This window comes from Porphyrobacter sp. LM 6 (genome assembly GCF_001720465.1).
Classification (GTDB): domain Bacteria; phylum Pseudomonadota; class Alphaproteobacteria; order Sphingomonadales; family Sphingomonadaceae; genus Erythrobacter.
This window is the reverse complement of the sequence record NZ_CP017113.1, coordinates 757,592-772,696: the sequence shown is the minus strand read 5'-3', so window position 1 is coordinate 772,696 and position 15,105 is coordinate 757,592. Positions and strand designations below refer to the sequence as shown.

Annotated in this window: 13 protein-coding genes; 6 read left to right on the top strand and 7 right to left on the bottom strand. The window is 64.0% G+C overall.

Annotated features, from left to right (window positions below; all coding sequences use genetic code 11):
- The first annotated feature begins 48 nt into the window (after nt 1–48).
- Together BG023_RS03800 and BG023_RS03795 are read left to right on the top strand one after the other, a co-directional pair.
- Nucleotides 49–822: a crotonase/enoyl-CoA hydratase family protein gene (locus BG023_RS03800; RefSeq protein WP_069309285.1), complete on the top strand. Its 774-nt coding sequence runs from the start codon at nt 49–51 to the stop codon at nt 820–822.
- A 152-nt stretch (nt 823–974) separates the two neighbouring features.
- Nucleotides 975–2,138 carry an acyl-CoA dehydrogenase family protein gene (locus BG023_RS03795; protein ID WP_069309284.1) on the top strand — a complete coding sequence of 388 codons (1,164 nt, stop codon included), beginning with the start codon at nt 975–977 and terminating at the stop codon, nt 2,136–2,138.
- Nucleotides 2,139–2,316: 178 nt separating this feature from the next.
- Here BG023_RS03795 and BG023_RS03790 read toward each other — a convergent pair whose 3' ends face one another.
- Entirely contained in the window at nt 2,317–4,875 is a 2,559-nt protein-coding gene (locus BG023_RS03790; RefSeq protein WP_233993068.1) for a TonB-dependent receptor, read from the bottom strand.
- A gap of 207 nt (nt 4,876–5,082) precedes the next feature.
- Nucleotides 5,083–7,107 (bottom strand): TonB-dependent receptor, encoded by a 2,025-nt coding sequence (locus tag BG023_RS03785; RefSeq protein WP_069311101.1) that lies wholly within the window; start codon nt 7,105–7,107, stop codon nt 5,083–5,085.
- Between the two features lie 128 nt (nt 7,108–7,235).
- Here BG023_RS03785 and BG023_RS03780 point away from each other — a divergent pair, with 128 nt between their 5' ends.
- From BG023_RS03780 to BG023_RS03770, 3 genes are all read left to right on the top strand, one after another.
- Nucleotides 7,236–8,744, top strand: coding sequence for a flavin-containing monooxygenase (locus BG023_RS03780; protein ID WP_069309283.1), 1,509 nt, complete (start codon nt 7,236–7,238; stop codon nt 8,742–8,744).
- Between the two features lie 133 nt (nt 8,745–8,877).
- Nucleotides 8,878–9,639: a competence/damage-inducible protein A gene (locus BG023_RS03775; protein WP_069309282.1), complete on the top strand. Its 762-nt coding sequence runs from the start codon at nt 8,878–8,880 to the stop codon at nt 9,637–9,639.
- Nucleotides 9,640–9,707: 68 nt separating this feature from the next.
- The gene (locus tag BG023_RS03770; RefSeq protein ID WP_069309281.1) at nt 9,708–10,685 is read left to right on the top strand and encodes a polysaccharide deacetylase family protein; all 978 of its coding nucleotides are present in this window, start codon (nt 9,708–9,710) and stop codon (nt 10,683–10,685) included.
- 6 nt (nt 10,686–10,691) lie between these two features.
- Here the strand turns inward: BG023_RS03770 and BG023_RS03765 are convergent, their stop codons facing one another.
- From BG023_RS03765 to rplK, 3 genes are all read right to left on the bottom strand, one after another.
- Complete coding sequence (locus tag BG023_RS03765; protein ID WP_069309280.1) at nt 10,692–10,994, bottom strand: hypothetical protein; 303 nt, start codon at nt 10,992–10,994, stop codon at nt 10,692–10,694.
- A 181-nt stretch (nt 10,995–11,175) separates the two neighbouring features.
- Nucleotides 11,176–11,868: a 50S ribosomal protein L1 gene (rplA, locus tag BG023_RS03760; protein ID WP_069309279.1), complete on the bottom strand. Its 693-nt coding sequence runs from the start codon at nt 11,866–11,868 to the stop codon at nt 11,176–11,178.
- A gap of 4 nt (nt 11,869–11,872) precedes the next feature.
- The gene (rplK, locus tag BG023_RS03755) at nt 11,873–12,304 is read right to left on the bottom strand and encodes a 50S ribosomal protein L11 (RefSeq protein WP_069309278.1); all 432 of its coding nucleotides are present in this window, start codon (nt 12,302–12,304) and stop codon (nt 11,873–11,875) included.
- Between the two features lie 212 nt (nt 12,305–12,516).
- Between rplK and BG023_RS03750 the strand changes: the two genes are divergently transcribed.
- The gene (locus BG023_RS03750; RefSeq protein WP_069309277.1) at nt 12,517–14,217 is read left to right on the top strand and encodes a hypothetical protein; all 1,701 of its coding nucleotides are present in this window, start codon (nt 12,517–12,519) and stop codon (nt 14,215–14,217) included.
- 11 nt (nt 14,218–14,228) lie between these two features.
- On the opposite strand, the gene nusG is transcribed toward BG023_RS03750, so the two are convergent.
- Both nusG and secE read right to left on the bottom strand, forming a co-directional pair.
- Entirely contained in the window at nt 14,229–14,765 is a 537-nt protein-coding gene (gene nusG, locus BG023_RS03745) for a transcription termination/antitermination protein NusG (RefSeq protein WP_069309276.1), read from the bottom strand.
- 53 nt (nt 14,766–14,818) lie between these two features.
- Nucleotides 14,819–15,049 carry a preprotein translocase subunit SecE gene (secE, locus tag BG023_RS03740; RefSeq protein ID WP_069309275.1) on the bottom strand — a complete coding sequence of 77 codons (231 nt, stop codon included), beginning with the start codon at nt 15,047–15,049 and terminating at the stop codon, nt 14,819–14,821.
- Between the last annotated feature and the right edge of the window lie 56 nt (nt 15,050–15,105).

The window sequence follows — 15,105 nt, the reverse complement described above, 5'->3', positions numbered from 1 at the left end:
AGAATTGCGTTTCGAAACGTAATCACATTTTCGATAGGAGAGAGAGCTGTGAGCGATACCGCTGCCCCTGAAGTGCTGACCCAGGTCGAGGACGGCGTCCTCATCGTCACCATCAACCGCCCCGATGCCAAGAACGCGATGACCCGCGCCGCGGCCGAGGGAATCGCTGCGGCGATGGACCGGCTGGATGCGGAAGACGATCTGCGCGTCGGCATCCTGACCGGCGCGGGCGGCACCTTCTGTTCGGGCATGGATCTGAAGGGCTTCCTGCGCGGTGAGCGGCCGACCGTTGAGGGTCGCGGATTCGGCGGCGTGGTCGAAGCCCCGCCGAAGAAGCCGCTGATCGCTGCGGTGGAAGGCTATGCGCTCGCGGGCGGGCTCGAACTGATGATCGCTTGTGATCTCGTGGTCGCCCATGCGGGCGCGAAGTTCGGCATTCCCGAAGTGAAGCGCGGCCTTGTGGCGGCGGCCGGCGGCGTGATGATGCTGCCCGACCAGATCCCGCAGCGCGTCGCGATGGAGCTGGCGCTGACCGGCGACTTCATCGATGCCGCACGCGCGTTCCAGCTCGGCCTGATCAACGAAGTGACCGAAGGTTCGGCGCTTGATGCCGCCAAGGCACTGGCTGCGCGGATCGCGGCCAATGGCCCGCTCGCCGTTCGCGTGTCGAAGCAGATCGTGAAGGAATCGCGCGGCTGGGCGATGGACGAACGCTACGCCAAGCAGGGCCAGCTGATCGGTCCGGTGTTCGTCAGCCACGATGCGCGCGAGGGCGCGGCCGCCTTCGCCGAAAAGCGCAAGCCGAACTGGACGGGCAAGTAAGGTCTCGCGGAGCGGCTGCGGGGTGCATCCCGGGCCGCTCCAGACCCGCTTAGACCCCGTCCAGACCCCCTTTAGGCCCGTCTTGCCCCGATGTTCCACGTGGAACAATAGCCTTGGCAGAGGGTCCGACCATTGCGAGGAGAGTAAGAGCAATGTCCGTCCTCAATGTCCCCCAGCCCGCCTTCATGGAAGACGAGGAAATCGCCATCTTCGCCGACGCGGTCGGCAAGTTCTACCAGCAGCACGCCCCGCAGAAGCGCGTCGAGAAGTGGCGCGAAGATGGTCAGGTCGAACGCGAGTTCTGGCGCGAAGCCGGCGCAGCCGGCCTGCTCGGCGTTTCGGTGCCGAGTGAATACGGCGGCCACGGCGGCGACTTCCGTCATGACCTCGTGGTGATCGACCAGCAGGCCAAGCACGGCGTTGATGGGTTCGCCGCCTCGCTCCACAACACGGTGATCCTGCCCTATCTCGTGCGCCACGGCACCGAGGAGCAGAAGCAGAAGTACCTCCCCCGCCTCGTCTCCGGCGACCTCGTCAGCGCGATCGCCATGACCGAGCCGGGCGTGGGCTCCGACCTCCAGTCGATCACCACCACCGCGGTGAAGGACGGCAACGGCTACCGCATCAGCGGGTCCAAGACCTATATCTCGAGCGGCCAGATCGCCGACTTCATCATCGTCGTCGCGAAGACCGATCCCAACGAACGCGCCAAGGGCATCTCGCTGATGCTGCTCGAGACCGAGGGCGCCGAAGGCTTCCAGCGCGGGCGCAAGCTCGACAAGATCGGGCTCGACGCGGCGGACACTTCCGAGCTGTTCTTCGACAATGTGTTCGTGCCGGCCGAGAACGTGCTGGGCGGGGTCGAGGGCAAGGGCTTCTACCAACTGATGGGCGAGCTGCCGCAGGAACGCCTGATCATCGCCGTGGGCGCCATCAACGGGATCGAGCGCGCGCTCGAAACGACGATGGACTATGTCAAGAACCGCAAGGCTTTCGGGCAGACGATCTGGGATTTCCAGAACACGCAGTTCGTGATGGCCGACCTCAAGGCCCGCAGCACCGCCGCGCGCGTGTTCGTCAACGACTGCATCGCCCGCCACCTCAAGGGCGAACTCGATGTCGCGACGGCCTGCATGGCGAAGTACTGGGTGACCGAGCTGCAGGGCGAAGTCGTCGACAAGTGCCTGCAATTCCACGGCGGCGCGGGCTTCATCAACGATTACCCGATCGCGCGCATGTACCGCGACAGCCGCATCACCCGCATCTTCGGCGGCTCGAACGAAGTCATGAAGATGGTGATCGCTCGGGGTATGTGAGCGCAGCCGCCTCCGCGGCTGCGTCCTCGGTGCGTTTCGATCCCTGCGGGATCGAGCACCTGCGGAGCGGCCGCTTGGCCTTGCGGTCGCTTGCGCGACCGGCCCTCAGCGCAAAAGGATAAAAAATGGGGCGGCTCTTTCGAGCCGCCCCTTCTGTTTTGGCCGGAGCCCTTCGCGCTTAGAACTTGGCGCGCAGGGTGATGCCGTACTGACGCGGCGGCAGGGTGAAGGCCGAACGCGAGTTGACCGCGCCCGAACCGCGCAGCGTGGTGTTGAAGGTCACCCCGCGCACCACTTCGTCGGTCAGGTTGTTGACCCAGCCTTCGATCGCGTAGGCGCCGTCGCCGAAGCGCAGACCCGCACGCAGGTTCACGAAGGCCTTGCCGTCCTGAACGTCGGCAACGATCAGCGGAGCCGCATCAACCGCAGCCTGAACCTGTGCCGCGGTCGAACCGGCAGCCACGGTCGGCGGCACGATCGCCTGCGTGGAGGTACGCTGGTCGCTTTCCATGCGGACCTGACCCGACAGGAAGAATTCCATCGAATCGTTGATCGGCTTTTCCCACATACCGCCAACCAGCGCGACGACCTGCGGTGCGTTGGTCAGATCGTTGCCGCACAGCGAGGCCACGGTGACAGTGGTTTCCTGACCGACATCGCAATCGTCGGGGTAGCTCGCTTCGAGGAAGGTGCCCGACACGTTGAAAGTCAGTTCCCGGCTCGGCCGGATCAGCGTTTCGATTTCGACACCCCGGGTTTCGGCGATCGGAACGTTGAAGGTTGTGAACGCGGTGCCGGTGAATTCGAGCACCTGGAAGTTGGTGAACTCTTCGTAGAAGGCAGCGACGTTGAGGGTCACCGCATCGTCGAACAGCTTGCTCTTCAGACCGATTTCATAGGCATCGACCTCTTCCGACAGGAAGCGCGGATCGGCGCCGTTGACGGCGGCAGTGGTATCGAGGTTGATACCACCCGCCTTATAGCCATGCGTGAAGCTGGCATAGGCGTTGGTTGCGCTGCTGAACTCGTAACCGAGTTTGACGGTGTAGATCAGCTCTTCGTCCTTGAAGTCGGTCTGGAAGGTGCGAACCAGCGGCAACACTGCCGATTGCGGCAGGTTGGCCGGGGCGGTGAAGCCGAAGCAGCCCAGCCCGATGAAGGACGGACGCAGCGCCTCAGGAATGGCGCCCAGTGCGCCCAGCGTTGCCGGGCAGATCTGGTTGTTCACCGCCGTCTGGCTGAACCCGCCCGACTTTTCTTCCCACGAATAGCGTGCGCCGACAGTCAGTTCGAGCCCGTCGGTAATCTCGAGCGAGTTGTGGCTGAAGACGGCGTAGCTCTTGGCATCCTGCTGGAACCGGTTGGTGTTGCTGGTCCCGTTCGGATCAAGGCCGGTGAACACGGTCAGCGGGTTGGCACCAAGCGCCCCGCCGGTCGGCACGAACAGCAGCGCACCGACGTTCTCGCCATAATCCGCACCGAGCGCGAAGCTGACCGACTGGTCGATCTGCTCGTCGGAGTAGAACCCGCCGATCATGTAGTTGAGCGCGCCGTCCATGCTATCGCCCTGAAGCCGCAATTCGGCCGTCCAGGTATCGAGATCGAGGTTGAGCCCGCTCACGTTGAAGATATCGAGACCGGTGAAGTCGGAATCGTAGGCTTCAAAGCTCTGATACTTGCGGTACGAGCCGATGAAGATCAGGTCCGCGCTGTCGGACAGCGGGAATTCAAGCTCGCCGGTCACGCCATAGTTGTCGATGTCGGCGCGCGGCGCGGCGTTAGCCGAAACCGTGCGGTTGTCCATCGCCCGTTCGAACCCGGCCTGATCGCGCGGTGCGGTGGCGACATAGGGCTGGCCGTTGCCGCCATTGGCGCCAAGGCCAACCGCAGCATAGGCACCGCCGGTCACCAGCGGCGACTGATAGAGCTCGATCGCACCGCAGCAGCTCGACTTGCTCTTCGAATAATCGGCGATAATGCGACCGCGCAGACCGCTGTCGGTATCCCAGCCGATCTGGCCGCGGACCAGCCACTGGTCGGCCGTATTGGTTTCGCCGATCTTGGTGCCGGTGCGGTTGACCACATCGAGGAAGCCGTCACGCTCGCGCCATGCACCGGTGAGGCGCACCGCGACCGTATCCTTGACGATCGGCACGTTGATCGCGCCCTGAAGGCTCTTTTCGTCGAAGTTGCCGTATTCCGCGTTCACGAAACCGCTGAACTCGGTGACGTCCGGACGGACGTTGGTGACGTTGAGCGCACCAGCCGAGGTGTTGCGGCCGAACAGGGTGCCCTGCGGGCCGCGCAGCACTTCAACGCGCTCGACATCGACGAACTCGGAGAGCGCGACGCCCGGACGCGACTGATAGGCGCCGTCGATGAAGATGCCGACCGCGCTTTCAAAGCCGATGTTGTTCGAGGTTGTCCCGATACCGCGCACGCGCAGCACCACCGAGCCCGAGGCAAGCTGGGCCTGGCTAGCGGTAAAGCTGGGAGCGAGCGCTGAGATCTGCTGGATGTTGACCACGCGCTGGGCTTCCAGCTGCTGCGGCGAAATCGCGGTCACCGCCAGCGGAATGTCCTGCACGTCCTGCGCACGGCGGGTCGCGGTCACGATGATGACATTGTCATCCCGGACTTCGGGGGTGGCGGTTTCGCTGTCCTGGGCAAAGGCCGGGGCGGTCAGTGAGCTGCAGGCCATCAGGCCGCCAGCAAAGGCTGCAAATTTGCGCGTCATGTCTTCCCTCTCTCCACATTCCAGCCGGTCTTTTTGCGCCGGACTTGGCTCTGGAGCGCGAAGCCTATCAGTGTCTCGCCGCCTAACAAGAGTCGAAGGGAAAGTTCTGTGCCGCCGTAGCAAAAATGCAACATAACATGTTGCAACGCAGCATGAATGCGGCTGCGCGATCAGCTGCGAAACAATCTTTCGCGCTTCTGCGGAGCGTCAGAATCCGTAACGTAAACCCAGCCACATAGTGCGCGGAACGCCGAGATCGATCGATCCGCCCTGGTTGCGGGTGACGATGGCCTCGTCAGTCAGATTTTCGCCGCGCAGCACTAGCGAGAGCTTTCCAGAGAGCGGCGCGGTCAGAAATGCGTCGATCGTGGTCGCTGCGGGAAGCGAATCCGTTTCGCGGTCATCCTCGAACTGGGCAGAGACATGGCGCAGGGTCCCGGCTACCCACCAGCCAGCCGCCGGCGTCCAGGCGAGGGTCAGTGTCGCCGCCAACTTGGGGGTCTGGGCCGGGCGATTGCCATCGAGTTCGAATGAGGCACCCTCGCCCCGCACGTCAGCGTCGGTCCATGACAAAGCGCCCTCGATACTGACCTTGCCGACGCTCGCCGCGACAGTCGCCTCAACCCCGCGCGACGTGATCGCCGGCAGGTTCGCGCGGCGGCGCAGGTTGGGGGCGATGGTGACGTTGGCGATGGCGTTCTCGACCTCGTTGTCGAACGCGGTGACCGACACCACCAAGGCATCGACGGGCTGCCAGTCGAACCCGATTTCATGGCCCTTGAGCCGCTCGTTGACGAGATCGGCGTTGGCCTCGGTCACGACCGGGAACACCACGAAGGGGCGGTAGAGTTCGTTGAGGGTCGGCAGTCGCAGCCCGGTATAGGCCGCCGCGCGCAGATCGAGCCGCCGGGTCGCATTGACCCGCACCCCGGCGCGCCAGCTTACCGCCCAGTCGGTGCGGTCAGGTGCGATGACCTCGCCCACAAGGCTCCCCGTAGGCGTCGCCGCACGGTAGAAGCCGTCGGTGATGCTGGTGCGATCGGCGCGCAGACCGCCGTTCAAGAGCACCGGGCCGATCTGCCAGTCATCCTCGACAAAAAGGCCGAGATTGGCGGTCGCACCGCCAGCGCGGCGGCGTTCGGTGATCCGGCCGGTAACGGCGCTGATCGCCTCTTCCTGCAATTCGCCATCGGCGCGGCGATAATCAGCGCCGATGCGGATTTCGTGCCCTTCGAGCAGCGGCGGGCGCAGCTCGAACTTGCCGCCGATCCCGGTGGAAGGCGTGCGGCGCTGGTCGAGCGTCGGGGTGAAGCGGGTCGAAGAGATGACGATGTTCGAGAAATCGCGCGTCTGGACATAGGCGAGCGCATCGAACACCCAATCGCCGCGCCCGACGAAGCGGATCGAGGCTTCCTCGCCTGCGCTGGTCGAATCCGCGCCGTTGAAACGCAGCGTGCGGGCATCGCGAAAGGTCGCGACACGGGCCTGCAATTCGACCGTATCGTTGAGCGGAGCGACAGCCCGAAGCGCGGCATTCCAGCTGTCAAATGCGGCGCGAGCCGATGCGGGGACGCGTTGATCGGTGGGGGTGGTGAAGAACCCCTGCCCGCGGTCCCACCGCCCGCTCGCCACTGCAAAACCGCGCCCGAGGCTTTGCGTGAGCACACCCGAGAGCTCGGTCTCGCCACGATCATTCAGCGCCGTGCTTCCCAGCAGCGCACCGGTTGCCCCCGCTTCGACGCTCTCCAGCTCGATCGTGCCCGCCAGCGCGCCTGCGCCGAACGGCCCCGATCCGCCGCCGCGGGTCACCCGGATGGTGCCGAGCATTTCCGGCGCGATGGCGGAGAGCGGAATATAGCCGAAGAACGGATCGGCCAGCGGCACCCCGTCGAGCAGGACCAGCGCGCGGCTGGTGGCATTGCCGCCCAGCGCGCGCAGCGTCACCCCTTGCGCGCTGGGGTTGGACGAGCGGCTATCCGAGCGGCGGAACTGCTGGAACCCCGCGACCCCGCGCAGCACATCCTCGATCCGGCCCGAGGGGCTGGCGACAATCACATCACGTTCGAGCGAGGTGGTGGCGTAGATCCCGGTCGACAGCGCCGGATCAAGCCCGCGCCCGGTGACGATGATCTCCTCGGCCAGCTCCTCCTCCCCGACATCCTCCTGCGCGGTGAGCGGGGAGGCGAGAAGCGCGAGCGGGAGTGAAGCGAGCAAGCGGGCACGAATGGTCATGCGGTGCGCCTTATAGCCTGCACCGCATCGCGTCACCTCAAAGTCAGTTGCATATTGCCATTCAAGACTCGCTTTTGGCCGAGGCTTGTGATTACATCGCTGTCAACAAGGGAGAGAGAGGCCCCGTCATGCTCGCAACACCGCCCGATTTCGACGTGCTGATCGTGGGTGCCGGGATTTCCGGCATCGGCATGGCCGCGCACATGGAAATGAAAGCGCCGCACCACAGCTATGCGATTGTTGAACGCCGCGACAATCTCGGCGGCACGTGGGATCTGTTCCGCTACCCCGGCATCCGTTCGGACAGCGACATGCACACCCTCGGCTTCGATTTCGAACCGTGGCGGCACGAAAAGAGCATCGCCGATGCACCCGCGATCCTCGAGTATCTCGACCGGATCGTGGATGAACGCGGCATCCGCCAGCACATCCGCTTCGGCCACAAGGTCATCAGCGCCGACTTCCATCACGATGACGCGCGCTGGCACGTCGAGATGGAAAAGGCCGATGGTTCGCGCACTCACATGACCGCGAACTTCCTCTACCTCGGTTCGGGCTATTACGATTACGACGAACCCTATGACCCCGGCTTCGACTTCGGCGAGTTCGACGGGCAAGTGATCCACCCGCAGTTCTGGCCCAAAGATCTCGATTACGCGGGCAAGAACGTGGTGGTGATCGGATCAGGCGCGACCGCCGTCACAATCGTGCCCTCGATGGCGCGCGAGGCGGGGCATGTCACGATGCTCCAGCGCACGCCGACCTGGATGTTCACCCGTCCGGCGAAGGACTGGATCGCCAACACGCTCCGCAAGATCCTGCCCGAGAGCCTCGCCTACCGGATCACCCGGTTCAAGAACATCAAGATGCAGGACTTCACCTTCAAGGTGGCGCGCGACAATCCGCAGAAGGTGAAGGACGCGCTCTACAAGAAGATCGAAAGGGCGCTGGGGCCGGATTACGACAAGGCGAGTTTCACGCCTCCCTATAATCCCTGGGAGCAGCGCCTGTGTCTGGTGCCCGATGAAGATCTGTTCACCGCGATGAAGGCCGGCAAGGCCAGCGTCGTCACTGGCCACATCGCCAAATTCGAAAAGGGCGGCGTGCGTCTGACCGACGGCCAGTTCCTGCCCGCCGACATCGTCGTCACGGCCACGGGCCTCAAGCTCGCAGTGGCAGGCAAGATCGATGTGCGGGTTGACGGGGAGCCGGTCGTCTTCAACGAGCGGTTCTATTACAAGGGCTGCATGTTCTCGAACCTGCCCAACCTTGCGGTGGTGTTCGGCTATCTCAACGCCAGCTGGACGCTGCGGGCGGACATCAATTCCGATTACGTGTGCCGCGTGCTCGAACATATGCGCAAGACCGGCAGCACCATCGCGACACCGATACTGACGGCAGAAGACGAAGCGAAGATCGTCGAAGACGACGTGTTCGATTTCTCGTCCGGATACATCCAGCGCGGCAAGCACATCATGCCGCGCAATTCGGTCAGCTACCCGTGGCGGCTCAATCAGGAATATGTCGTCGATCGCAAGCGCATGAAGGACGATCCGCTGACCGACGGCATCCTCACCTTCACCCGCGCAGGTGCCAATGCCCGCGCGGCCGACGAGCAGCTTGAGGCAGCTGAGTAAAGCCACGCAAAACCCCGTTCGTGTCGAGGGAAATAGAGACACAAGGCCAGGGCCTTTCGACTTCAATCGAGGCGAACGGGGAAAGCGAGACGAACCTCTTCCGATTACGCTCGCCTTCGCCTAACCTTGCCCCATGACCTCTCCTGAAAAGATCTGGACCGCCGGGCTTGTCGTTATCGGCGACGAAATCCTCTCCGGCCGCACCCACGACAAGAACATCGCGCAGGTGGCGAGCTGGCTGCAGGTCCAGGGCATCCGCCTTGCCGAGGTGCGGGTGGTGCCCGATGTCGAAGCGCGCATCGTTGCGGCGGTGAACGATCTGCGCGCCGCCTATGATTACCTGTTCACCACTGGCGGGATCGGGCCGACGCATGATGACATCACGGTCGATGCGGTGGCGGCCGCGCTGGGCGTTCCGGTGGTAATCCACCCCGATGCGCGGGCGCTGCTTGAACGCTACTATGCCACGCGGGGCGGGCTCAACGAGGGCCGCCTCAGGATGGCCCGCGTTCCGGAAGGATCGGAACTCATCCCCAACCGCATGTCCGGCGCGCCCGGCATCCGCCGCGGCAACCTGTTCCTGATGGCTGGCGTTCCCCACATCACAGCCGGGATGCTCGATGCGCTCACCGGCCAGCTCGAAGGCGGCGCGCCGCTGCTCTCCGAAACGGTCGGTGGCTGGATCCCCGAAAGCGAGGTCGCCGAGCTTCTGCGCCGGACCGAGGCCGCGCACGAGAGCTGCCAGATCGGCTCCTATCCCTTCTTCCGCGAAGGCCGGGTCGGCGCGAATTTCGTGGTCCGCTCGACCAGCGCCGATGACCTCAACGCCTGCATCGAAGTGCTCGTCGCTGGTCTTGGTGAAGCGGGATACGAGGTGACGCGCGGCGGGATCTAACCCCCCCGCGCACGGGAAGGCGGCGGCCAACCCTGCATTAACGCCTTGGCGTTATGGGTCGGTGCGCGATGACGAAGGTCTTCATCACCATCGACACCGAGTATTCCTCGGGGCTCTATACCGGACCGGGACACACGGACCGGGCCGAGAACTATGCCCGTTCGATTGCCTGCCTGACCCCTGAAGGCCCCGCTGGCATCACCCACAAGCTCGAATTGTTCGCTCGCCACGGGCAGAAGGCAGTGTTCTTCGTCGATCCGATGCCTGCGCTGATCTGGGGCGTCGCCGCGATCGAGGATATTGTCGGCCCGATCCTTGATGCCGGGCAGGATGTGCAACTCCATTGCCACACCGAATGGCTCGCGCTCGCCGGTAGCGCCAACCCGCTGCCATCGCGGCGCATCGGGCGGAACATCGCCGACTTCCGGTTCGATGAGCAGTGCCAATTGCTCGCCTATGCCCGCGACACGCTGATCGCGGCGGGTGCGCCTGCACCGGTGGCGTTCCGGGCGGGCAATTATGGCGCGAACGACGATACACTGCGGGCGCTGGCCGCCATCGGAATCGGTTATGATTCGAGCCACTGTCCCGCTCTGCCCGCGAGCGCATGCCGCATCGGGCTCGGCCCCGATGATCGCGATCCGGTGGCCAGGCTTGGCGTCATCGAGGTTCCGATCGGCAGCATTGGCGCACTGGGCGGGGGTCAACGCCACGCGCAGATTACCGCACTCACTCTCGCTGAAATGCTAGCCGCGATCCACCATGCGCGCGACAACGGCCGAAGCAGCTTCACCCTCGTTAGCCATTCGTTCGAACTGATCAATCGCCGCAAGCTCGCGGTGAACCGCATCGTGCGGCGTCGCTTTACCGGTCTGGTCGAGGCTCTGGCAGCAATGCCTGGGGTCGAGACCGCGCATTATGCTGGCACGCCCCCGAGCTTCGCCCGTCACGAAAAACCAAGCGTGCCTCTGCCAGCCAGTGCGATGCGGACCGGTCTAAGAATGGCCGAACAGCTTGTCTCGAACACGCTCTACGGCGCGCTCTGAGGCTCTTCAGTCCTGCGGTTCGGGGGCAGGCGACACATCATCTTCCTGATCGGCCGCAATCCGGCGATTGCTCATCTGCTGGCGGGCCCGGCTGACCACCAGGTTACGGCCAGAGGGCGCGCCGCTGAGCGATCCGTAGCGCAGCGCCAGATAGAGCCACACCGCGCCCGCCACGCCGAGGAGCGCGCCAGCCGCGAGGCCGAGGCGCAGGTCGTAACTCGCAATCAGGGAGAAGGCGGCCAGCGCAACGGCGCTTACCAGCCATTTGGGTTTGAGCCACGAACGATCATCGTCCGGCGAAACGGGCATCGAGGAACCTCTTATCCAGGTCGTGCCGCAGGGGAGGAGGAGCGCAGAGCCTGCGTGCAGCTCTCTTCAAATGGAGTATTTTCCGCGAATAACAAGGGGCCGGAAGCCATTGGCTTCCGGCCCCTGTCATTGTTTGATCGTAGCGCCTTCGATCCCGCAGGGATCGCAGTGCTACAGGCGATTACGCGCCTTCGACTTCGCTCAGGTCAACCTTGAGGCCCGGGCCCATCGACGAGGTCAGCGAGACCTTGCGGACGTACTTGCCCTTGGCGCCCGAGGGCTTCGACTTGACGACAGCTTCGGTCAGCGCCTTGAAGTTGGCCTTCAGCGCGTCGTCCGAGAAGCTGAGCTTGCCAATGCCCGAGTGGATGATGCCCTGCTTTTCAACGCGGAACTCGACCTGACCGGCCTTGGCGTCGGTCACGGCCTGCGCCACGTTCGGGGTCACGGTACCGAGCTTGGGGTTCGGCATCAGACCCTTGGGGCCGAGCACCTTACCCAGACGGCCAACCACACCCATCATGTCGGGCGAGGCGATGACGCGGTCGTAATCGAGATTACCGGCCATCATGTCTTCCATCAGGTCTTCCGCACCGACCTTGTCGGCACCGGCGGCCAGCGCCTTTTCGGCGTTGTCGCCGCGGGCGAACACCGCAACCTTGACGTCCTTGCCGGTACCCGAGGGCAGCGACACCATGCCACGGACCATCTGGTCAGCGTGACGCGGGTCCACGCCGAGGTTCATGGCCACTTCGACGGTTTCGTCGAACTTGCCCTTGAACTGGCGCAGCACGCCCAGCGCTTCGTCAATGGTGTAGAGCTTTTCGCGGTCGAGCGAGGCCAGAACCTTCGCCTTCTTGGTGATCCTTGCCATGTGCTTAGCCCTCCACCACTTCGAGGCCCATCGAGCGGGCGCTGCCGGCGATGATCTTCATTGCCTGTTCGATGTCGTTCGCGTTCAGATCGACCATCTTGGCTTCAGCGATCTCGCGGATCTGCGAGCTCTTGATGGTTCCGGCCGACACCTTGCCCGGCTCCTTTGAGCCCGACTTGAGGTTGGCGGCCTTCTTGATGAAGTAGGTCGCGGGCGCGGTCTTGGTGACGAAAGTGAACGAGCGATCCGCATAGACCGTGATCACGGTCGGGATCGGCATGCCCTTTTCCATTTCCTGCGTGGCGGCGTTGAACGCCTTGCAGAATTCCATGATGTTGACGCCGCGCTGACCCAACGCCGGGCCGATCGGCGGCGAGGGCGTTGCAGAGCCCGCGGGCACCTGCAGCTTGATATAGCCTTCAATTTTCTTGGCCATGTGGCCTTACTCCTGTCGCACTTTTGCCTTGCTCTTTCGAGCGCGGCTCATGTTAAGCGGTCAAACGCCTCTGGCTGTGCAACGCCGGAAGCTCCCGCACGGAATCACCCGGACCCAAGGCCGAGCGAAGGCGCGCGCCTATGGCAATAGGGCCGGAAATGCAAGCGTTCTGCACAGATGCGGAATTAACCCGAAGGCGCTAGGTAGGGGTGATGCTCGACCAACTTCCCGATCTGCCTGCCGGAACGCCAGATTCGCTATGGTTCCTGATCGCCGCAGTGGTGGTCGTGATCCTGCAGGCGTTCCCGGTCACCGGCATCTTCCTGATGTTCGCGATGGCTTTTGCATGGGCGGGGCTGCTCATTACCGCAGGCATGATCGGGATCGGTTGGGAGGTGCTGACCGGCGAGGCGGCGGCCATATGGCTGGCGCTGCCGGTGCTCTATTTCGGCGGCTATTATCTGGTGTTCGGCTGGGAGCGCCTTGCCGTGCGCCGCATGGCGCGGGAGATCGCGGCTTTCAACGCGGGCAAGCGGCTGCGCTTCGATCCCGATGAGCGCGATCTGGTGTTCGTGAAGGGCAAGGGCGATCTGCACCTGTCACCCGCTGCGCTGCTCGAGACCTATGACCTCCCGCGCATCTTCGAGCATGGCATGGTGTTCTTCATCGGCTCGGCCGAAGCGCGCCGGCTGGCCAACGGCGAACCGGCACGGTCGAGCGGCATCTACACCTCAGGCCTCTCCACCTCGCGCAAACGCGGCATCGACGAAAGCCTGCGCCGAACCCCCGAAGTGCAGGACATGGTCTTTATCCGCGCGCCCGCCCAGCCCGGTCGCCCGATGGTAGAGATCATCAGCGATCGCACCAAGGAACGCCGCCAGCTGGTGCCCTTGCAGCTGATGGACTTCACCGTCCGCGACACGGTCAGCGGCGAGGCCATTCAGCTGCGCGCCGCCTTTGCCGCCCTGCTCAGCCCCTTTCCGTTTGTGCAGATAGGCTACTTTCTCAACAGCGGTGCAGCCAAATGGCAGGGCTTTGCCGGCTGGTGGCGCTCGCGCCCGCGGCCCCTGAACGTCTCCGGGCAGCCCGAACCGGCGCCCGACGGGCACGATATCATCGCCGCAGCGCTCGGGCTGGAAGCCTCAACCGATATCGCCGCGCGCGCAGCCGGAGTCGAAACTGTCGCCGCGCTGACCAAAGCATCCGACACGGCGCGCACGCAAAAGGATCTGGCGATCCTCGAGGCGATGCTCACCGATCCGCTGACCTTCATCAAGGATAGCTGGCTCTTCCATCTGCCCAACCGGCCTGCGGTGGTGCCCCCCTATGCAGACCGGATATTCGCCGCTCTCGCCAGGTTGCAGGCCAGCAATCTGCGCGGAAGCGAAACCGGGCGCAACCTGTGGCGGCTAGTCGCCGTGCTGCCCGATGCCGACCTCGCCCCCTACCGCCACAGGCTGGTTGCGTGGCTCGATCCGGCGACGGCGCGGCCGTGGACGCAGAAGACCGGCGAAATCTACGCGCGGCTCGATGCCGCCGTCCCCGCCGAACGGGCGATCCTGCTCGACCGGCTGGAAACCCAGCGGAGCGATCTGGAAACCAAGCTGCTGGCAAGTTTCAGCCGGATGGGCAGCGCCGCACCGGCCGAGGTCAAAGAGCGACTGCTGGAACTGTGGCGCGCGCGGGCGCCCGATCCGGCCAAGCCAAGGGCCCGAACCGAGCGCACACAGGAAGATACAGTGCTGTATTTCACGCTCGCCCGGCTCGGCCTGAAGGAGCAGGCCGGGCAGGTGGTGCAGCGATACTTCGGACCGACCTTCACCGGCATCTGGCTGGAGGTCGACGCAGATACCCATCCCGACCTGTGCGGGAAGTCGTCAGGCGAGCTCAGCAACCATTTCCGCCGGCGCTAGGCTGGAGGCGCTTACTTCGAGAGTTCGACGTGTTCGAAATCGAGCTCGACCGGGGTCGCGCGGCCGAAGATCGACACGCTGACCTTGACCTTCGCCTTGTCGAAATCGAGCTCTTCCACGATGCCGTTGAAGCTCGCGAACGGGCCTTCGAGCACCTTGACCGAATCGCCGATCTCGTAATCGACACTGATGTCGCGCTTGGGGGTTGCCTGCGCTTCGGCCACACCGCCGAAATAGCGCGCGGCTTCCTTTTCGGAGATCGGCTGCGGCTTGTTGCCCGAGCCGAGGAAGCCGGTCACCTTCGGAGTGTTCTTCACGAGGTGATAGACATCATCGGTCATGTTGAGCTTGGCCAGCACGTAGCCGGGCATGAACTTGCGCTCGACCTGCACCTTCTTGCCGCGCTTCACTTCGGTCACGGTCTCGGTCGGGACCTGCACTTCCTCGACCCCGTCGGACAGGCCAAGCCGTTCGGCTTCGGAAATGATCGCGTCGCGCACCTTGTTCTCGAAACCGGAATAAGCGTGGATGATGTACCAGCGAGCCATGGGAAATCCTTGAGAATTGGGTCTGACGGACAGAAGCGTTGGGCGCGTGCGCCTTATTGCAGCAGGCCGATCGCGCTGCGGACGATGAGGCCGAACACGCTGTCGATACCGAGGAAAAAGAGCGACAGGATCAGCATGAAGATGAACACGAAGATCCCGGTGCGATAGGTCTCTTCCCAGGTCGGCCAGACGATCTTCTTCGTCTCGGCGCGCACCTGATTCGCGAACTCGCCGACCGAGGTCTTGCGCTTCTTTTCTTCAGCGACGTTGTTCTGTTCGGCCATGAAGCCTGTGTTCCTTCGCGTGATGCCTTCGAGTCTTGTCCGAGACGGCTTTCAGG